Annotated in this window: 11 protein-coding genes; 3 read left to right on the top strand and 8 right to left on the bottom strand. The window is 72.8% G+C overall.

Features of this window, described 5'->3' with window-relative positions:
* Nucleotides 1–64 precede the first annotated feature (64 nt).
* Genes QMG73_RS17300 through QMG73_RS17285 form a run of 4 tightly spaced genes read right to left on the bottom strand, consistent with a single transcriptional unit; the run spans nt 65 to nt 10,269 of the window.
* Nucleotides 65–244, bottom strand: coding sequence for an MbtH family protein (locus QMG73_RS17300; RefSeq protein WP_281896774.1), 180 nt, complete (start codon nt 242–244; stop codon nt 65–67).
* The gene (locus QMG73_RS17295) at nt 241–5,712 is read right to left on the bottom strand and encodes a non-ribosomal peptide synthetase/MFS transporter (RefSeq protein WP_281896771.1); all 5,472 of its coding nucleotides are present in this window, start codon (nt 5,710–5,712) and stop codon (nt 241–243) included. The genes QMG73_RS17300 and QMG73_RS17295 overlap by 4 nt, the downstream gene beginning before the upstream one ends.
* Entirely contained in the window at nt 5,709–8,864 is a 3,156-nt protein-coding gene (locus tag QMG73_RS17290) for an amino acid adenylation domain-containing protein (protein WP_281896770.1), read from the bottom strand. Before QMG73_RS17290 ends, QMG73_RS17295 begins: the two co-directional genes overlap by 4 nt.
* Complete coding sequence (locus tag QMG73_RS17285; protein WP_281896767.1) at nt 8,857–10,269, bottom strand: condensation domain-containing protein; 1,413 nt, start codon at nt 10,267–10,269, stop codon at nt 8,857–8,859. The genes QMG73_RS17290 and QMG73_RS17285 overlap by 8 nt, the downstream gene beginning before the upstream one ends.
* A 217-nt stretch (nt 10,270–10,486) precedes the next feature.
* Here QMG73_RS17285 and QMG73_RS17280 point away from each other — a divergent pair, with 217 nt between their 5' ends.
* Genes QMG73_RS17280 through QMG73_RS17270 form a run of 3 tightly spaced genes read left to right on the top strand, consistent with a single transcriptional unit; the run spans nt 10,487 to nt 15,335 of the window.
* Nucleotides 10,487–12,067, top strand: coding sequence for a class I adenylate-forming enzyme family protein (locus QMG73_RS17280; RefSeq protein WP_281896765.1), 1,581 nt, complete (start codon nt 10,487–10,489; stop codon nt 12,065–12,067).
* Entirely contained in the window at nt 12,064–15,084 is a 3,021-nt protein-coding gene (locus QMG73_RS17275) for a non-ribosomal peptide synthetase (RefSeq protein WP_281896762.1), read from the top strand. The genes QMG73_RS17280 and QMG73_RS17275 overlap by 4 nt, the downstream gene beginning before the upstream one ends.
* Nucleotides 15,081–15,335 (top strand): acyl carrier protein, encoded by a 255-nt coding sequence (locus QMG73_RS17270; protein ID WP_281896759.1) that lies wholly within the window; start codon nt 15,081–15,083, stop codon nt 15,333–15,335. The genes QMG73_RS17275 and QMG73_RS17270 overlap by 4 nt, the downstream gene beginning before the upstream one ends.
* 698 nt (nt 15,336–16,033) lie before the next feature.
* On the opposite strand, the gene QMG73_RS17265 is transcribed toward QMG73_RS17270, so the two are convergent.
* The 4 genes from QMG73_RS17265 to QMG73_RS17250 are packed head-to-tail and all read right to left on the bottom strand — an operon-like array spanning nt 16,034 to nt 20,280.
* Nucleotides 16,034–17,332 (bottom strand): ArsB/NhaD family transporter, encoded by a 1,299-nt coding sequence (locus QMG73_RS17265; RefSeq protein ID WP_281896757.1) that lies wholly within the window; start codon nt 17,330–17,332, stop codon nt 16,034–16,036.
* Nucleotides 17,329–18,300 (bottom strand): ThuA domain-containing protein, encoded by a 972-nt coding sequence (locus tag QMG73_RS17260; protein ID WP_281896755.1) that lies wholly within the window; start codon nt 18,298–18,300, stop codon nt 17,329–17,331. The genes QMG73_RS17265 and QMG73_RS17260 overlap by 4 nt, the downstream gene beginning before the upstream one ends.
* The gene (locus QMG73_RS17255) at nt 18,284–19,114 is read right to left on the bottom strand and encodes a citryl-CoA lyase (protein ID WP_281896753.1); all 831 of its coding nucleotides are present in this window, start codon (nt 19,112–19,114) and stop codon (nt 18,284–18,286) included. Before QMG73_RS17255 ends, QMG73_RS17260 begins: the two co-directional genes overlap by 17 nt.
* On the bottom strand, nt 19,111–20,280 hold the full coding sequence (locus QMG73_RS17250) for a CaiB/BaiF CoA transferase family protein (protein WP_281896751.1): 1,170 nt from the start codon (nt 20,278–20,280) through the stop codon (nt 19,111–19,113). The genes QMG73_RS17255 and QMG73_RS17250 overlap by 4 nt, the downstream gene beginning before the upstream one ends.
* Nucleotides 20,281–20,289: the final 9 nt, after the last annotated feature.

Genomic DNA, 20,289 nt, shown 5'->3' with positions numbered 1-20,289 from the left:
GCGGGCGCGGCGCGCGCACGGGGGCGCGGACGAGGGGGCGGGCCGGGTGCGGGCCGGGTGCGGGTTACGGGCGGGCGCTCAGAGGGCGCATGTCGAGCCATACCGTGTCGATGTGGTCGAGGCATGACTGCTCGTCGCCGGTGAACCCGGCGTCCTGCCAGCCCGCCGGCGTCTCCTGGTCCGCGGGCCAGATCGAGTACTGCTCTTCGTGGTTGACCACAACGACGTAGCGCTCACTGCTCATGTGGTTCCTCCGGTGCGGGCGGCTGTGCGGGCGGTCAGGGTCTGCAGGCCCACGAGATCGTCCGGGAGCGCGTCGGGCACGTCGTCGTCGAAGCGCGCGAGTGTGCGCACCCGCAGCGACACCGCGACGACGGCGGCGATGCAGAGGGCGAAGACGGCGTACAGCAGCGCCGTGCCCCGGCCCGGACCCACGCCGATGAGCTGGCCGACGGTCGTGGCGAGCTGGCCGTCCCGGCGCAGCAGTGGCTCGGCGACGGGTACCAGGAGTGGCGCGAGCAACGCCTGCCCGATCGGCATGGTCGACAGCGCGATCACCATGTTCAGCGCGATGACCCGCGCGTGCAGGCGCTGCGGCACCTTCGTGTGGATGATGCTGAGCCAGATGCCGTTGATGACCGACAGCGACAGCGACATGCCGAGGGCGCCGGCGGCGACGACCGCCACGCTGGGGCGCAGCCCCGCCAGCAGGCCGGCCGCCGCGAACGCGAACGTCATCAGCAGCATGCCGCGCATCCGGCGGTGGCGGGGTCCACCCCATACGGTCATGATCAGGCCGCCGAGGACCGCACCGGCGCCGCTGGCGAGGGACACCTGCGCGACCGACGCGAGCGGCGCGAACGCCAGCACGAGCGGGGACAGCAGCAGGTACAGCGGGGCCAGGAAGAGGTTGAACGCGGCGAAGAACAGCACCATCGCCCGGATGCCGCGGTGCTGCACGGTGTAGCGCAGCCCACCGGCGATCTCGGCGGCCATCGTTTCGCGGCGCCGGCGCGCCATCGTGGCGGGGAACCTGACCAGGATCAGCACCACGATGACGAACAGGTAGCTAACCAGGTCGACGAGGAGGATGCCGCCGAGGCCGATCGTGGCGACCAGACCGACCGCGACCAGCGGCACCACGAACTGCGCGACGCCGCCGCCGAGTTGCACCATGCCGTTGGCGTGGCCGAGGTAGCGCTTGGGCACGAGCTGCGGTACGGCGGACAGGTACGCCAGCCGTTGGCAGGTCAGCGCGACCGACAGCCACGCGACGAACGCGTAGACGTGCCAGGATTGCAGGCCGTCGGTCCAGTACAGCGTGGCGAACATGGCGATCGCGGCGAGTGCCGCGAGGTCGCCGGCGAGCATGGCGCGGCGGCGGTCGACGCGGTCGATCAGCGCCCCGGCGATCGGTGCCACCAGGATGCCCGGCACCTGGCCGAGCACGCTGAACAGCGCGAAGCGGAGCAGCGATCCGGTGTCCAAATAGGTCCACAGTGGAACGGCGTACGCGGTCAGGGCGGAGCCGGTGGTCGAGACGAGCTGGCCGGCGGCGACGGCGAGGAAGCGCCGCATCCCCGGCTGCGGGCCGCCGCTCGTGGCGCCGCCCGCGGCGTGCGACACGGCGGCCAGCTCCCAGGAGGCGCCGGGATCGGGTTCCGGTGCCGGCCGGTCGAGGCGGCGGTCGACCGTGGTGACGATGCTGGCGAGTTCTCCGGCGCGGAACTTCGCGAAGTAGTGGCCGGCTTCGGCCAGTACCACCAGGGCGGTGGTGCCGGCGAGGAAGTGCCACTCCCGGTAGCGCTCCTGGTAGTAGTCGGTGCCGGGATCCTGCTCGCCGACCACGCAGACGACCGGCGCGCGCAGCGGCTCGACGCGGCGGTGCAGGAGGTCGGTGAAGTAGTCTTCGGCGGCCTCCGCGTCGTGGCGCATCGCCCGGACCAGGAAACGCCGTTGCTGTTCGTCGAGGGCACCGAGGTCGGCGCCCATGCCCTGCAACCAGTTCGCGTACACGCGGTCGGCGCGCAGCCGCTCGCGCAGGCGCAACCGAGACAGGCGCCCGAGTACCCCGCCGACGGGTCGGGCGAAGGGGAAGATGCCGCCGAGGTAGACCGCGTCCAGGTCCCGGCCGGCCTCTTCGAGCAGCCGGGCGATCTCCACCGCCAGTGCCCCGCCCGGCCCGCAGTGCCCGTAGATCACCAGAGGGCCGTCGATGGTGTCGAGGATCTCCTGGACGCAGCGCCGCGCGGTCTCCGCGACGGGCTCGGTCTGCTCGGCGAGCCCGATGTCGTGGCCGGGCACGGCGACCGCGTAGAGGCGGTGCCCGTCCGGCAGCGCGTCCGCGAGCGGCTGGTACACGACCGCGCTGGCGCCGCCGTACGGCACGCACACGTACGAGCGCCGGGTGGGCGTCGCTGACTGTGCGCTCAGTTCGTGCAGCAGCCGGCCGGCTGGCGCGGACGACTCGCCGGTGGCCAGTTCGGCGAGTGCGCGTACGGTGCGGCACCGGAACACGTCCATCACGCTGATCGGCCGCTCGGTGGGGAGCGTGCGGCGCAGCCGCGCGACCACCTGGGTGGCGAGCAGGGAGTGGCCGCCGAGGTCGAAGAAGTCGTCGAGTACGCCGATCCGTTCGACGTCGAGCAGCGCCGACCACACCTCGGCGATGGCGTGCTCGATCGGCCCGTCCGGCGCGACGTGCTCCACTGTGGACGCCACGGCCACGGGCTCGGGCAGGGACCGCCGGTCGACCTTTCCGTGCTCCTGCAACGGCAGCCGGTCCAGCCACATGAACTGGTTCGGGATCATGTAGTCGGGCAGGACGTCGGCCAGCAGGCGGCGCAGCCGGGCGGCGTCCGGCTCCGGCACGCCCGGCTCGCGCTGGAGGTAGCCGACCAGCCGGTCGCCGCGCAGGTCGGCCACGGCGGCGGCCACGCCCGGGCAGCCGGTCAGGGCCGCCGCCACCTCGTCGAGCTCGACCCGGTAGCCGCGCACCTTGACCTGGCCGTCGCGGCGGCCGAGGAACTCCAGGCTCCCGTCGGGGCGCCACCTGCCGAGGTCTCCGGTCGCGTACATCCGCGCGCCTGGTTCGTCGGCGTACGGGTCGGGCAGGAACCGTTGCGCGGTCAGGCCGGGCCGGTTGAGGTAGCCCCGGGCCAGCCGGTCGCCGCCGAGGTGGATCTGCCCCGGTACGCCCACCGGAACCGGCCGCAGGCGCTCGTCGAGCACGTAGACGCGGGCGTGCGGCAGCGGTACGCCGATCGGTGTCGAGCCGGGTCCACGCTCGGCGGCCACGATCCGATGGGTGGTCACGCCGACGGTGGCCTCGGTCGGCCCGTAGTGGTTGAAGACGGCAGCCGGTCCGGCGGCCAGATCGGCTGCCCAGTCTTGGCGTGACGCCTCGCCGCCCAGGATGAGCGCCCTGGCCGGCAGCAGGCTGCCCGGGGGCACCTCGCTGGCCAGCGCCGCCAGGTGCGACGGGGTCATCTTCAGGTAGTCGACGCGGTGCTCGCGCAGGTAGCCGGCCAGCTCCTCGCCGGTGCAGCGACGCGGTACCAGGTGGACGCTGCCACCGGTGGCCAGGCCCAGGTAGAACATGGTGACCGCGAAGTCGAACGACAGCGACTGCGGCAACGCCCACCGGGCGCCCGGCACCGCCTCGAACCGGTCGGCGACGCCCCGCAGGTAGTTCAGGACCTGCCGGTGCGCGACGGCGACGCCTTTCGGGCGGCCGGTGGAGCCGGAGGTGTAGATGACGTAGGCGAGGTCGTCGGGGCCGGCGACGGGCGGGGCCGGCGCTGGGCTGGCCGCCGCGATCTGATGCCGCACCTCGTCCAGCGGTACGACCGGTGCGGCCGCCCCGAACGCGCCGGCGAGGTCGCCGGTGGTCAGTACCAGTTGTGGCCGGGCGTCGTCGACCATGGCGGCCAGGCGCACCGGCGGCTGCTCGGCGTCGAGCGGCACGTAGGCGCCGCCGGCGCGCAGCACGCCCAGCAGCACGACGGCCAGCTCCGGTGACTGCGGCAGGCAGACCCCGACCAGCGCGCCCCGGCCGGCGCCGCGACCTCGCAGCCAGGCCGCCATCCGGTTGGCGCCCGCGTCGAGGTCGCGGTAGGTGAGGGTGGTGCCGTCCGATACCACGGCCGGGGCGGTGGGCGTCGCGGCCACGTGCGGCGCGATGATCGCGTCGAGCGTCCCGCCGGCGGTGCCGGGTCGCGGGGCGCGGGTCCCGAGGGCGAGCACGCCGGCCCGTTCGGCCGCGTCCATGAGCGCCAGGTCGGCCAGGGCCGTCTCGGGCCGCGCCACGGCCGCTTCGAGGAGCCGCAGGTACTGCCGGCCGAGCCGGGCGATCGTGGCGGAGTCGAACAGGTCGGTCCGGTACCCGAACACGCCCCACATGCCGTCGGCGCGGTCGTCGACGTACAGCGAAAGGTCGTGCTTGGTGGTCGTGATCTGCAGCCCGTACCGCATGGCCCGCAGGCCGTCGGGCCAGGCGCTGCCCGGGCCCTCGGAGTTGTGCATGCCGAAAAGCACCTGGAACAGCGGCGGCCGGCTGGTGTCCCGGTCGAGGTTGAGCTCCTGCACGAGCCGTTCGAAGGGCACCTCCTGGTGGCTCAGCGCCGCCAGGACGCGGTCTCGGGTCTGCGCGAGCAGCTCGGTGAACGTCATCCGCTCGTGGATGCCGGCGCGCAGCGCGAGCATGTTGACGAACAGGCCGACCAGGCGTTCCAGCTCGGGCCGCACGCGGCCGGCGACGGGCGAGCCGACGGCGAAGTCGCGCTGGCCGGTGATCCGGTGGAACAGGGTGTGCAGGCCGGCCAGCAGCGTCATGTAGAGCGTGGCGCCGTGCTCGCGGCCGAGCCGCCGCAGCTCCTCGACGAGCTGCTCCGGGAAACGGATCTTGTAGCCGGCGCCGTCGGTGGCCTGCTCCGCGGGGCGTGGCCGGTCCGTCGGCAGCTCCAGCGCCGGTACGCCGTCGAGCGCCCCGCGCCAGTAGGCCAGATCCGTTTCGGCGGCCGGGCCGTCGAGCCGCTGCCGCTGCCAGGCCGCGTAGTCGCCGTACTGGATCGGCGGCGGCTCCGGCACCGGACCGTGGCCGAGCCGGGCCCCGTAGAGCGCCGCCCAGTCGCCGAACAGCACCGGCCGCGACCAGCCGTCGCTGATGATGTGGTGCATCGCCACGTGCACGATGTGGTCGTCGGGGCCGACCTCGACCACCAGCGTCCGCAGCAGCGGCGCCTCGGTCAGGTCGAACGGTCCGGAGTCCGCCGTGGTCAGCGCGCGGGCCCAGCCCAGCACGTCCGGGCCGGCGGCCGGATCCAGCGGCACCACCCGCAGCGGTATCTCGACCTGGTCCGCGACGCGCACCCGCGGCCGGCCGTCGGCCGTGGCCGGGAAGCACAGCCGCAGGCTGTCGTGGCGGGCGGCCAGATCACCCAGGGCGTCGCGCAGCACATCCAGGTGCAGCCGTCCCCGCAGCCGGACCGCCGCCCGCAACACGTAGGCCGCCGTACCCGGTGCGAGCTGCTCCATGAACCACAGCCGCTCCTGCGCGAACGAGATCGGCGGCGGGGCACCGGCCGGCATCCGCGGGATCGCGGGTTGCCCGTGCGGTGTCGCGGCGACCCGGCGCAGGCGCTGCGCGATGAGTGCCTGCCGCTGCGCCGAGAGCTGGTCGGTGCGGGAGCCGGCCGCCGGTGTCGCCGTCATCCGGCGGCTCCGCCGTCGAGAAGGCCGGCCACCTCGTCGTCGGACAGTTGCTCGATGTCGGCCACGAGAAGCTCTTCGACGGCGGCCGCGAAATCCTCCACTGTGGAGCGCAGGAACAGGGTGCGGATCGGCACGTCCAGGCCGAGCGCGGCGCCGAGCCGGGCGACGACCTTGGTGGCCAGCAGCGAATGGCCGCCGATGTCGAAGAAGTCGTCCAGGACGCCGACGCGGTCGCGGCCGAGCACCTGGGCCCAGGTGGCGGCGACCGCCTGTTCCAGCTCGGTACGCGGCGCCACGTACTCGCGTACCTCCAGGTCGTCGGCTCCCGCCGCGGGCAGGCGGCGGCGGTCGACCTTGCCGGCCGGGTTGAGCGGCAGGCTGTCCAGTACCGCGATCTGTCCGGGAACCATGTGTGCCGGCAGGAGTTCGGCCAGGTACGCGCGCAGCTGCCGGGCTTGCGGCGTGCGGTCCGGCGCGGCGGCCACGTACCCGACCAGCCTGGTGTCGTGCTCCTGCCCCGCCGTGACGACGGCGGCCTGGCCGACGTCGGGATGCTCGGCGAGCCGCGCCTCGATCTCGCCCAGCTCGATCCGGTGTCCCCTGATCTTCACCTGGGCGTCGGTGCGGCCGAGGAACTCAAGTCCGCCGTCGGGGCGCCAGCGGACCCGGTCTCCGGTCCGGTAGAGCCGGGCGCCGGGTGAGCCGTACGGGTCCGGGACGAACCGTCGCGCGGTCAGCGAGGGGCGGCCGAGGTAGCCCCACGCCACACCGGCGCCGCCGATGGCCAGCTCGCCGGGGACGCCGGCCGGTACCGGACGCAGCCGCGCGTCGACGACGTACAGCTGGGTGTTGCCGACCGGCGCGCCGAGCGTCACATCGCTCACCCGCTCGGGCAGTTCGGCGATGCTCGACCAGATCGTGGTCTCGGTGGGGCCGTAGACGTTGAACAGGCGGCGTACCCGCGGCCGCAGCTCCCGCGCCAGGCGTGGCGGGAGCGCCTCGCCGCCGGTCAGCGCCGTCACCGCCGGTGCGTTGAAGCCGGCGTCGACGAGCATGCGCCACCCGGACGGGGTGGCCTGGACGTGCGTGACGCCCGCCTCGTCGATCAGCCGCACGATGGCCACGCCGTCCTTCGCGCTCTCCTCCGGTACCGGGATCAGCCGGCCGCCGGTGACCAGCGGCAGGAACAGTTCCAGCGCGCTGATGTCGAACGACAGCGAGGTGAGCCCGAGCCAGACGTCGCGCGCCGTGCCGCCCAGGTTGTCCCGCATCGACAGCAGCAGGTTCGTCAGGGCTCGATGCGGCACCGCCACGCCCTTGGGCTGGCCGGTCGAGCCGGAGGTGTAGAGCACGTACGCGAGCGACCGCGCGTCGACGGCGGTGCGGAGTGGTCCCCCCGGCTCGGCGGAGATCGCCGCGGCGTCCCGGTCGAGCCAGATGACCGGCTCGCCGTCGTCTACCGGCGGCGCGGTGCCGGTGGCCGTCACCAGGTATCTGGCGCCGGCGTCCGCCCGCAGCCACGCGAGGCGGGCGGCCGGCAGGGTGTGGTCGAGCGGAAGGTAGGCGGCGCCGCACCGCCACACGGCCAGCAGCGCCGCGACGAGGTCCTCGCCGCGGCCCAGGCAGACTCCGACCACGGCGCCCGGCTCGACGCCGGAGCGGCGCAGGAAGCGGGCGATCTGGTTCGCGCGGGTGTCGAGCTGGCCGTACGTGTACGCGCCCACCGCCGGGGCCTGCGCCGCGGCGGCCGCCCGGGCGGCGAACAGGGCGGGCACGGTACCGGAGTAGGAGCGGTTCGGGCCCTGCCCGCGGGCGAGGATCCGGCGCTGGCCGGCGGCGTCGTCCATCGGCAGCTCGCCGATGCGGCGGTCCGGGTCGCTGGCGGCCGCGCGCAGCAGGGTCTCGTAGCGGCGCATCAACACCTCGACCGTGCCGGCGGTGTAGAGCGCCGAGTCGTAGCGGGCCCGCAGCACCATGCCGTCCGGCGTGAGCGAGGCGTCGACGACCAGGTCGAACAGGGACTGCGGGATGCCCATCTCGAAGCGCTCACCGGTGATGCCGGGCAGGACGTCGAGCTCGGCGCGGTCCTGGGTGTGCAGGATGAGCATGGTGTCGAACAGCGGTGTGCGGCTCACGTCGCGCGCCACGTCCAGCTCGCTCACCAGCCGTTCGAACGGGATCTCCTGGTGGGCGTACGCCTCCAGCGCGGTCGTGCGGGTGCGCCGCAGCAGCGTGCTGAACGTGGGGTCGCCGGAGAGGTCGCCGCGCAGCACCAGGGTGTTGACGAAGTTCCCGATCAGCGGCTCCAGCTCCGGCTGGGTCCGCCCGGCGCTGGCGGAGCCGACGCAGACGCTGTCCTGGTCCGCGTGCCGGCCCAGCAGCACCTGGTATCCGGCCAGCAGCACCATGAACAGGGTGCACCGCTGGGCGCGGGCGAGCCGTTCCAGTTGGCCGGTCAGCTCGCGGTCCAGCTGGTGCCGCACCCGCGCCGTGCGGGGCGTCTTGAACAGCGGCCGGGGAAGGTCGGTGGGCAGGTTCAGCTGCTGCGCGCCCGCGAGTCGCTCCCGCCAGTACGCCAGCGCCTGTTCGGCCTTCTCCGCGGGCTGCTCGGCCTGGGCGAGCACGTAGTCGCGCCAACCGATCGGGGACGGCGCGGAGGCTGGCTCCCGACCGGCCAGCTGTGCGCCGTACGCCACGCCGAGGTCCCGCACCAGGATCGACTGGGAGCTGCCGTCGAAGACGATGTGGTGGGCGGCGACCACCAGCAGGTGGTCGTCGTCGCCCAGGTACAGCAGGGCGGCCCGCAGCAGCGGCCCGCGCGACAGGTCGAACCGGGTATCGAAGACCTGCAGGCCGATCTCGCGGGCGCGTCCCTCCCGCAGCGGCTCCGGTTCGCCGGTCAGGTCGATCCGCTCCAGCGGGAAGGCGCCCGGCTCGCCGATCACCTGTACCGGTGCCCCGTCGCGCTCCGCGAACGTCGCGCGCAGCGCCTCGTGCCGGGCGACGACGGCGCCGAACGCCCGCGCCAGCGCGTCGCCGTCGAGCCGGCCGCGCAGCCGCCGCGACAGCACGACGTTGTTCGGCTGGCCGGGGTCGAACCGGTCCAGGAACCACATCCGTTCCTGCGCGGGTGAGAGCGGCAGCTCAGTCATGGGTCTCCACCCTTCGGTCGGACGCGTGCGGCGGCCACGGCCACGGCACGTCGCCGAAGGCCGCCTCGACCAGCAGCCGTTCGATGTCGCGCAGGAAACGCTCGGCGGCCTGCGGTGCCAGGTACGCGGTGTCGGCGGTGACCGCGAGGGCGAGGCCGGGCGGGGCGTCGAGGATCTGGACGCGCAGCCGCCATTGGAAATGCTCGAACCCCTCGGCGACCGTGTACGTCGAGCGGGCCATGGCCGCCCGCACCTCGGCCTCGCCGGTGGCCCGCCCGAACAGGTCGAGCTCGGTGGACAGGCGCAGGTCGTTGAGGAAGCAGTGCGGGCTTACGCCGGTCTCGTACGGGTAGCCGGCCGCCTCGAACTCCTGCCGCAACCGCGCCGGGTCGTAGTGCGCGTGCCGGTACCCCTCGACGGCGGCCTGCCAGACCCGGGGCAGCAGGTCGGCGAGGCTGGGCCGGTCGGTGGTGTCGACGACGATCAGGCCGACCTGGTTCAGCTTGGCTATCGCGTCGGCGTACCCGGGCAGCGCCCGGTTGTTGGCCATCGAGTGGATCCCGCACACGCCGGTGCCGGACCAGGCGCAGATCACCGCGGCGGCCGCCGCGACCAGTACCGTCGACCCGGTGACCCGGTGGCGGACGCCGGCCAGCCGGACCGCGGTGCCGGCCGCCTCGGAGACCAGTACCGACCGGCGGAATCGTGGCGTCGACGGCGGTCCCGACCAGGGCAGCGTCTGCGTGGGCAGCCGGCCGAAGCCGCGCAGCCAGTAGGCCACGGCCCGGTCCGACTTGCGCCGATCGACGCCCTGCTCCAGCCGCGCGATGTCGACCGACTGCGCGCCGGGAGGGGTCGGGATCGCACCGCGCAGCAGCAGTACCCGCAGGTCGCGCAGGAGGATCTCGACCGCCTGAAAGTCCACGGTGGTATGGCTGAAGACGAGCACGATCCGCCGCACCCGCCCGGCTTCCAGCACCAGCGCGATCCGTTGTGGCCACTCCACGGCGTGCTCGAACGGCGTGGCCGCGAGGTCCGCGGCGACGTCATCGGCGATGTCGGTGTCGGGTGCGCCGGCGTGGACGAGAATCACGGGCTGTTCGCCCCGTTCGGCCACGATCTGCCGCGGTTCGCCGTCGATGACCTGGATCCGGGTCCGCAGGGAGCTGTGCCGGCTGACCAGCGCGCCGATCGCGCGGACGGCGCTGTCGACGTCGTCCGGGGCGCGGCGTGGCAGCGGCAGGCCGCGCCGCATGCTCATCGACGCCTGCTCGGGGCCGCGCCGCCGCATCGCTGTCCACAGTGCCCGCTGCCCCCAGGTGAGCGGCGCGGGCGGCGCGGCCGCGCCGGCAAAGGGGGCGCGCACCACCGCGGGCTGGAGCAGAGCGACGTCCGGAATGTCCATTCGCGACCCTCCACTGTCGACGGTGGTTGGTGCGACATCGATACTTCGGCGCACGTCGACAAGTATTGGCGCATCGACACCGGTTTCTGACATCCCCGGGAAAGCGCGTTCCGCTGAGCCGTTCGGCTGATGCCGCAGAGCGACCGCCAGGTAACGCTAGGGAGCGGCGTGGCGCTGACCCGGTGCCGGCCGCGGATTGCGCCCGAGGAGGCACGATATGACCCAGGTCGATCCGCTGGCTCCGCGGCGGACCGCGACCCGTCTCCCGCCGGCCGCCCGGCCGCCCCGGACCGTGCCCGGTTTTCTCGCCTGGCGCGCCGCCCTGCAGCCGGACCACGTGGCGTTCGAGGTGTCCGGTGGGCCCACCCTGACGCTCGCCGAGTGGGACGCCGGCGCGAGCCGGGTCGCCGCCGCGCTGCGCGCGCGGGGCGTACGGGCCGGCGACCGGGTCGCGCTCGTGTTCGCCGCCGCCGACTGGCCGTGGTTCGCGATCGCGTACTGCGGAGTGCAGCGCGCCGGCGGTGTCGCCGTACCGCTGTCCGACCGGCTGCCGGCCGTCCAGATCGGATACGCGCTGGAGCAGTGCGCCGCCGTGGCCGTGCTGCACGGCGGCGATACCGCACCGGCCGGCGTCCCCGCGACCGCCTGGACCGCGCCGGTCCCCTCCCTCACCGCGCCGTCGACGGATCTGGAGGGCGCCGCCGAGATACGCCCCGGTGACCTGGCCCAGATCCTCTACACGTCCGGCACCACCGGGCGGCCGAAAGGCGTGACCGCCACCCACGCGAACCTCAGCATGCCGGCGCCGGTCCACCCGCGCCGGCTCCGGTTGGCGCACTCCGCACGCTTCGCCCATGCCTTTCCGATCGGCACCAACGCCGCGCAGACCATGCTTTTCCACGCCCTGTACGCCCGGCCCGGCGCGGTGTCGCTCGCGCGGGTCACGCCGGCCCGGTTCGCGCGCCTCATCGAGACGCCCGGCGTGGGCACCGTGTTCCTGGTGCCGTCGGTGGCGATCGAGTTACTCGACAGCGGCGCGCTGGACGGGCGCGACACGTCGGGAATCCACCTGGTCGGTTCGACGGCGGCGCCACTGGCACCCGCGATCGCGATGCGGCTCAGCCGCGCCTTTCCGCACGCCGCGATCGTCAACTACTACACCTCCACGGAGGCAGCGCCGAGCGAGGTCAGCATGGTCTTCGACCCGGCGCGGCCCGACGCCATCGGCCGCCCCGCCGACGGCACGCTCATGATCGCTGACGGCGACGGGAACCCGCTGCCGGCCGGTACGACCGGGGAGGTGTGGTTGCGCTCGCCGCACCCGCGGGCGTACTACGCGGACCCCGACGCGAGCGCGGCGGCGTTCCGCGGCGAGTGGGTGCGCATGGGAGACCTGGGTCGCCTCGACGCCGGCGGCTACCTGCACCTGGCCGGCCGCGGCGAAGACGTCGTCAAGACCGGAGCGTTCAAGGTGTCCACAGTGGAGGTCGAGGCCGCACTGCACGAGCACCCGCACGTCGCCGAGGTCGCGGTACTGGGCGTGCCGCACAACGTGCTCGGCTGCGTGCTCGGCGCCGTCGTCGTACCGAGCCCCGCCGCACCGGCCGGCGAGCCGACGCTGCCAGCGGTCCGCCGCTTCCTGGCCACCCGGCTGGCCGACTACCAGATACCCGCGCATCTGGCGGTACGCGACAGCCTGCCCCGCAACGCGGGCGGCAAGGTGCTCAAGCGCCAGCTCGCCGGGGTGTTCCCGGGCGTGACGGCAAGCGGCGGGCAGGGCTCGGAGGGGGCGCCATGAACACGATCGAGACCAGCCTCGGGCAGCACGCCATCTGGTTCACCGAACGGGCCGGCGTCGCGGCCGGGGCGTACACCATCGCGTTCGCGATCCGGTTCGGCGCGGGACTCGACGAGCGGGCCCTGGCCGAGGCGTGCGCGGCCGTCGTCGAGCGGCATCCGCTGCTCAGCACCGCCGTCGCCAGCGACGCGGGCGATCCGGTCCTGATCCCCGCCGCCGACAAGATCGCGCTGGACGTCGACGAGCACGCGGGCGACCGGCTGCGCGCCCACCTGGCCCGGCCCTTCGACCTCGACGCCGGCCCGCTGGCGCGGTTCACCCTGCTGCGGGCGCGCCCGGACGGCGGCAGCCTCCTGCTGTTCACCGCTCATCACCTGGTCTGCGACGGAGTCTCCAAAGACGTCATCGCCCACGACCTCGCGGCCGCGTACGGGGCGGCGCTGGCCGGCGAACCGGTCGACCTGGGCACGCCCGACCCGATCGCCCAGACATACGCGCGGGATGAGCGCATCGCGGCCGAGCTTCCACGGGCCCGCGAGTTCTGGCGGTCCCACTGGACGGCGGCGGGTCAGCTCGTGCTGCCGGACCTGCGGCGGGCGCCGGTGACCGCCGGGCCGGGCGCGACGGTTCCAGTGCCGATCCCCGCCGAGGTGGCCGACCGGATCGGTACGGCCGCACGGGAGCTCGGCGTCACCCGCTTCGAGCTGCTCCTCACGGCCGTTCAGGCGCTCCTTTCCCGGTACGGCAACGCCGGGCTCCCGGTGTCGGTCGCGCTGTCGACCCGCACCGCGCGGGCCGCCCGCGAGGTCGGACTCCACGTCAACGAACTGCCGGTGACCGTCGCACCGCCGGAGGGCACCGTCCGCGAGTACGCCCACTCGGTGCGGGCTCGGCTGCGCAAGCTGTACCGCGTCCGCACCGTCCCGCTGGCGTACGCGGTCGGCGGACTACGACCGGCGACGGCGCTGACCCCGGTATCGGTCAGCTACCGGCGCCAGGACACAGATCCGGTGTTCCCCGGCGTACCCACCACCACCGAGTGGACGATGCCCGCCGTGGCCGTGCGCAACGCGCTCACCGTGCTGATCGTCGACGGACCCGACCGGCTACGGATCGACCTGCACCATCACCTCGAAGCCGTACCCGGCGACGCCGCGGCCCGGATCGCGGGACACCTGGCAGTCCTCTTGAAGGCCGCCGTCACCGGCCCCCGGGACCGGCCGGTCGCAGCGCTGCCGGTGCTGCCCGCGTCGGAGCACGAGCAGGTCCTGCGCCGGTTCAACGCCACCAGCCGTCCGCTCCCGCCCGACGCCACCGTGCCGGCGATGTTCGCCGCCGCCGTGGCGGCACGGCCGGACGCCGTAGCGGTGACGGACGCCGGGCGTAACCTGACCTACGCCGAGCTCGACGCCGCCGCCGAACACACGGCCACGGCCCTGCGCCAGCGAGGGGTCGGCGCCGGATCCCTTGTCGCGGTCGGCCTCACCCGCGGCTGGCAGACCATCGCCACGCTACTGGCGATCATGCGGTGCGGCGCCGCGTACGTACCCGTCGATCCGGCCTACCCGGCCGCCCGGCGCGCGCTGATCCTCGACGACGCCGCCCCGGCCCTGGTAATCGACTCGCTCGATCCCCCGACTGGCTCCGCCACCGCCTCACCGCAGCACCCACCCCACCCCCGCGAGCTCGCCTACGTGATCTACACGTCCGGCTCCACCGGCCGCCCGAAGGGCGTTGCGGTCCCGCACGCCGCCCTGGCGAACCTGCTGCTCGCCATGCGCGACCTGCTCGGCAGCCGGCCGACCGACCGCTGGCTCTGGCTGACCTCGCTGTCGTTCGACATCTCCGGACTGGAGGTGTTCCTGCCGCTGGTCACCGGTGGGCGCGTGGTCGTCGCACCGGACGGCGCCACCACGGACGGCGCCACCGTCGACCGGATCGTCCGCGACCACCGGGTCACCCACGTCCAGGCCACCCCGTCCGGCTGGCGAATCCTGCTGGACGCCGGCTTCGAGCAGCCCGACACGGTAACCGCCCTGACCGGCGGCGAGGCACTGCCCGCATCGCTCGCCCAGGAGCTGCGCCCCCGGGTCACACGACTGTTCAATGTGTACGGTCCAACAGAGACGACGATCTGGTCCACGGCGGCGGAAATGCCCATCGACACGGGCGAGGTGACGATCGGCCACCCGATCGCGAACACCCGCGCGTACGTGCTGGACGGCGCCGGCTCACCGGTACCGATCGGAATCACCGGCGAACTGCACCTGGCCGGAGACGGCGTCGCCGACGGCTACCTGCGCAATCCCGCACTGACCGAGCAACGGTTCCGCGCCGACCCATTCGGCCCGGGACGGATGTACGCCACCGGCGACCTGTGCCAGTGGCGCCCCGACGGACACCTTGTCTACATCGGACGGCGCGACGACCAGGTCAAGATCCGTGGCCATCGGGTCGAGCTGGGCGAGATCGAGGCGCGACTGCACGAGCATCCCCGGGTGGCCGAGGCCGCCGTCGTGCTGCACTACCCCGACGACACCGACTCCGGGCGGCTCGTCGGATACATCGTCCCCCGCGGCCCGGCACCCGATCCGGCCGACCTGCGCCACCATCTTGCACAGACACTGCCCGCGGTCATGGTGCCCACAGTATGGTCCACAATGGAGCGCCTGCCGCGCACCCCGAACGGCAAGCTGGACCGGGCGGCGCTGCCCGAGCCGCCCCGCAAAGCACCGGCCGCCCCGGTGACCGCCGCCCCGGGCCCACCCGGCGGCGACACCCTGCTGGCGGAGTTGACGACCATCTGGGAGCAGGTGCTGCGAATCGACGACATCGGCCCCGACGAAGACCTGTTCGATCTCGGCGGGCACTCGCTGTCGATCACCAGGATCAGCAGCCGCATCCAGCAACGCTACGGTGTCCACGTCCCCCTCGACGCCTTCTTCGACACGCCAACGGTCGCGGAGATCGCCACCATCGTCCGCCGCTCCCTCGACACCCAGGCAGGCACGCGATGACCGACCGATCCGAGCTCCGCCAGTCGGTGGCCACCCTGATCAGCGAGGCGACCGCCGGCGCCGTGCCCGCCACCGAGGCGCTCGCCGGTGGCGTGGCGCTCTACGACCTCGGCCTGGACTCGCTGGGCTGGCTACGCCTGATCGACGCCGTCGAGTCCGCGTACGGCGTCGAACTCGACCTGGGCACCACCGACCTCCGCTCCCTCACGATCGACCAAATCATCGCCCACCTCCCCCCGACCGCCAGCTAGACCCCGTCAACACGCGCCACGCCACACCCCGCCGCGCCGGCCATCTCCCCCGACGCCGCCGCCCGCCCGTGACGGCGTCTCGCCACGCCGTACACGCCGATCAAGGGCGAACGCACGTGGTTGGATCTCTTCTCCGCGCCGCGTCCGCCCCCAGGCCAGCCCAACACGGCGTGTCGCCGCGCCGATTCCGCCGATCAAGGACGAATGCACGTGGTTGGATCGCTAAACCGCGTGCATACGCCCTTGATCCATGCGAAGGCCCTTGATCGGCGAGGCTTGGGGCACGTTCAGATCCAGGACCGAGGTCTGAGCTACCGCGACGTCCGCCGTGCTCAATGCGCGCTGCTCCCGCGGCCTCACCCGCCGCGATTCACAATCATCCCCGTGGGTCGTGATGACGCGGAGGGCGAGGCCGCGGGAGCAACGGCATCGCCCGCGACGGCCGTCGCGGTAGCCCAAGGTCCCGGTCTTGGGCTGTCCATCCACATCGGCCTTTCGCGGGAGGCGACTGTGGCGATCTGCCTGCGCGCGACCGCGCCCATGCGCCTGCCGGCCGACGTGTCCGCGCCCGTCGATCAAGGGCATGTGCATCGATCAAGGGCAAACGCACGCGGAAAAGAGATCCAACCACGTGCATTCGCCCTTGATCGGCGGCAGGAGGCCGCCGCGCGAGGGCGCGGCAGCGGGGTGGTGGGGCGTTAGGCCAGGGCGAAGTAGCGGAGCCACAGGTACGGCACTGTGACTGCGACGGTGACTACCGTGACGACCAGGCCGTACTTGGTGAACTGCCAGAAGGTGATGGGCTTGCCGGCGCGTTCGGCGATGCCGAGCACGACCACGTTCGCGGACGCGCCGACCGCCGTGGCGTTGCCGCCGAGGTCCGCGCCGAGCGCCAGAGCCCACCACAGCACCCGCGACTGGCTGGTGTCGCCGTTGCTGTTGACCATTTCGGCGACCACCGGCGTCATTGTCGCGACGTAGGGGATGTTGTCGACGACGGCCGACAGTGCCGCCGATCCCCACAGCAGCATCATGGAGGCGAAGAACAGCCGGCCTTCGGTGGCGTCCGCGGCGGCGTGCGAGATCTCGTCGATGACGCCGGTGTTGACCAGGGCGCCGACCATGACGAACAGGCCCGCGAAGAACGCGAGCGTCTCCCACTCTACGTCCTGGGCCACCTCGGCCGCGTCGAGGCGAGACAGGGCGAGCAGCACCAGCCCGCCGGCGATCGCGACCACCGAGGGCTCCAGGTGCAGCGCGGTGTGCAGGACGAACGCGGCCGTCACGACGACGAGCACGGCCATGCTGACGATCAGGAGGCGCCGGTCGCGGATCGCGTCGCGCTCGCGCAGGGCGGCGATCGCCGCGGCTCGCTCCGGGTCGTACCGGAACGCCGAGCGAAACAGGATCCGGCACAGCCCGACGAACACGGCCAGCAGTACCGCGACGATCGGGGTCAGGTGTACGAGAAAGTCGTTGTAGGACAAGCCTGCGCGGCTGGCGATGATGATGTTCGGCGGGTCACCGATCAACGTGGCCGTGCCGCCGATGTTCGAGGCCAGCACCTCGGCGATCAGAAAGGGCGCCACCGGCGCGCCGAGGCGTTCGCAGACGAGGAACGTGACCGGGGCGATCAGCAGCACGGTGGTCACGTTGTCCAGGAACGCGGACACGAACGCGGTGACCAGTACCAGCAGGACCATCGCGCGGAAGGGGCGGCCCTTGGCGCGTTTGGTGGCCCACAGGGCCAGGTACTCGAACACGCCGGTGCGTTTGAGGACGGCGACGATGAGCATCATCCCGACGAGCAGGAAGATGACGTTCCAGTCGATGCCGGCGTCTCCGGAGAAGAACGCGTTGTCGGCGTCGGTGGCTCCGATGAGCAGCATGATCGCGCCGCCGCCGAGGGCGGCGGCGACGCGATGGATCTTCTCGGTGGCGATCAGTAGATAGGCGACCGCGAAGACCGCGACGGCGGCCCAGGCGGTACCGGTCACCGGCAGAACGGCTTGCGGCCCATGGCGGATTCTATGCCGCCGAGCACGTGGCGCAGGAAGTACTCGTCTCCGGTGGTCGGCGTGTCGGTCCACGCCTCCACGGCGTGTCCGAGGGTGGTGAGCCAGGAGCGGCCGCCGTCGTAGTACTGGCACCACGAGACCGGGTGGTCGCGGCCGTGACCGGGGTGACCCATGCCGCCGGCCGGTCCCTCGGGCAGGGTGGACTCGTCGACGCTGGCGAGGATCCGGACCCGGCTGGGGAAGGGCACCAGGTTGTACCACTCGTCCGTGAACTGCCAGCGGGCCGGCAGACCGGCGGTCGAGGCGTCCCGCCGGCTCGTCGTCACCACGGTGCCGGGCTGGTTGCGCCCGTGGTCGTAGTAGTTGGCGCCGCCGAGCAGGCCCTCATACCACTCCCAGTTGTACTCGGTGCCGAACGCGTTGTGGATGCCGACGAATCCCCCGCCGCCCCGGATGTACTGGCGCAGCGCCGTCTGTGCCGGGTCGTCGAGGGTGTCGCGGGTGGTGCTCATGAAGATGACCGCGTTGTAGCGGAACAGCCGCGACGGTGAGGAGAGTTGGGTGACGTCCTCGGTCCAGTCGACGGCGAAGTTGTTGGCGGCGCCCAGCTTGACGAGCGCGTTCTGCGCGGCGTGGGCGGGTGTCAGCGGCGGGTTGAGCCCGGCGGGAAGGGCCGGACCGAGGTGGGCGTGGCGCGGGCCGGCGGTGCGGCTGTAGACCAGCACGCGGTATCCGTCGGTGGCTGGGTCGAAGTTGCCCCAGTCGTGGTAGCAGTCGGGATCGACGCCGCGACAGACGCCGTAGTCGGGGTTTCCGAGGTTCCGCGCGGAGCCCACATCAGCCGGCTTCTCGGCCGCGCTGGGGATCGACGTGGTCAGCAGCATGGCGGCCGCCGCAATCGCGGCGCCGAACGCGGTGTTGAGGATCGTGCTACGTCTCAAGGGCATGCCCGCTCCCTGGTAGGTAGGTCGGCGTGATGGATGGTGGGATCGGGCCCTTGTTGCGGCGCCCTTGGCCGGTCTCCTCCCAGGCGTGCGCGAGGATCCCGACGCTGCGGCTCAGTACGAACAGGCCGCGGGCGAGCGGCGGGGCGAATCCGAGTTCCCCGTAGATGACGGCGGTGCAACCGTCCACATTGATGGGTACGGGTCGGGCCCGTCCGGTCGCGAGGATCTGCTCGACGGCGACCGCGGCGCGCAGGTAGCCGCCGGCCACGGTGCCGTCCGCGACCGCCTCTTCGACGTGACGCAACAGCGGGTCCCTGCGCGGGTCGACGGTGTGGAACCGGTGCCCGTACCCCGGCAGGTACCGCGAGCGGGCACGCCACTTCGCGACGACCGACGACGCGGCGCGCTCGACCGGTTCGCCGGTCTCGGCGCGGGCGGCGACCTCGGCGAGCATCCGCATGCACTGCTCGCCCGCGCCGCCGTGCACGTCGCCCAACGTGTTCACCGCGCTGGCGACGGCGTTGTTCAAGCCGATGCCGCAGGTCGCGGCGATGCGAGCGACCGCGATCGAAGGCGCGTGCGGGCCGTGGTCCACACTGGACACGAGCGCGACCTCGAGGAGCTTTTCCTGTGCGGGTGTCGGCGGTTCGCCGCGCAGCAGCAGCCAGATGACCGCGACGAAGCTCATGCCTCCGATGATTTCCTGGACCGGGCGGCCACGCAGCTCGATCACGTCGGGTTCGACGCGCGAGACCGCCGTGGCCCACCAGTCGGCCACGTCCTGGACGGTGGGCGGCATTGGGCTGTCGCTCATGGCGTGGTCACCTCGGCGGTCTCGAACTCGGCGTTGTGTTCGCCCAACAGCGGTGGCGGTGAGACCGGCCGCAGCGGGGCGCCGTTCAGGTGTACGCCGTTGCCACTGGCCCGCAACGTGCGATCCGGGTGGCCGGGAAACGGCAGGTCGGTGAAGTAGCCGCGGGCTCGCAACTGCTCCAGCTCGACGGCCTGGGGAACGGTGAGGATCCGTGCCGCCGGAACGCCCGCCGTGGACAGCAGCCGCTCCCATTCCAGCGCGGGACGGCTTCCCAGCGCCACGTTGATCTCGCGGTTCAGAGCGGAACGGTTCGCCTTGCGCGCCTCGCGGTCGGCGAAGCGTTCGTCGGTGACGAGGTCGGGCCGGTCGATGAGACGGCACAGGGTCTCGAACTGTTCCTGCCGGTTCGCGGCGATGTTGAGCGGTCCGTCGGCCGCGTCGAAGGTGCCCGACGGCGCGGCGGTGGCGTTCTGGTCCCCCATCGGCTCCGGCCGCACATCGCTGACGACGTAGTTCGAGGCGGCCCAGCCCATGGCCGACAGGGATGACTCCAACATGGACACGTCGAGGAAGACGCCTTCGCCGGTGCGTGCCCGGCCGGCGAGGGCGGCGCAGATCGCCATCGCGGCGACCAGGCCGCCCACCGAGTCGCAGACCGGGAACCCGACCCGCAGCGGCGCCGTCTCGGGGGTACCGGTGATGCTCATCATCCCTGACAGCCCCTGGATGATCTGGTCATACGCCGGCGCCCCGCTCATCGGGCCGGCCTGCCCGAAGCCGGAGATGGCGCAGTAGACCAGCCGGGGATTGGTGCGGTGCAGCGCCTCCCAGCCGTAGCCCATGCGTTCCAGCACGCCCGCGCGGAAGTTCTCCAGCAGGACGTCCGCGCCGGCCAGGAGCCGGTCGAAGGCGGCCCGGTCCGCTGGCTCCTTGAGGTCGAGCTCGACCGACTTCTTGCCGGCGTTCTGCGCCAGGAAGGACGCGCCGATGCCGGCGTCGTTGAGCGCGGGCTCGGGCCCGAGCCGGCGGGCGAGATCGCCGTGGCGCGGCTTCTCGATCTTGACTACTTCGGCTCCGAGGAGCATCAGTTGGTAGCTGCAGTACGGACCCGCCAGCACGTTGGTCAGGTCGAGGACCCGTACGCCGTGCAACGGTCGGTCTTCCATGCGTGCCCC

Source organism: Phytohabitans aurantiacus (genome assembly GCF_027923225.1).
GTDB classification, from domain to species: Bacteria; Actinomycetota; Actinomycetes; order Mycobacteriales; family Micromonosporaceae; genus Phytohabitans; species Phytohabitans aurantiacus.
This window is presented reverse-complemented; position numbering and strand designations above follow the sequence as displayed.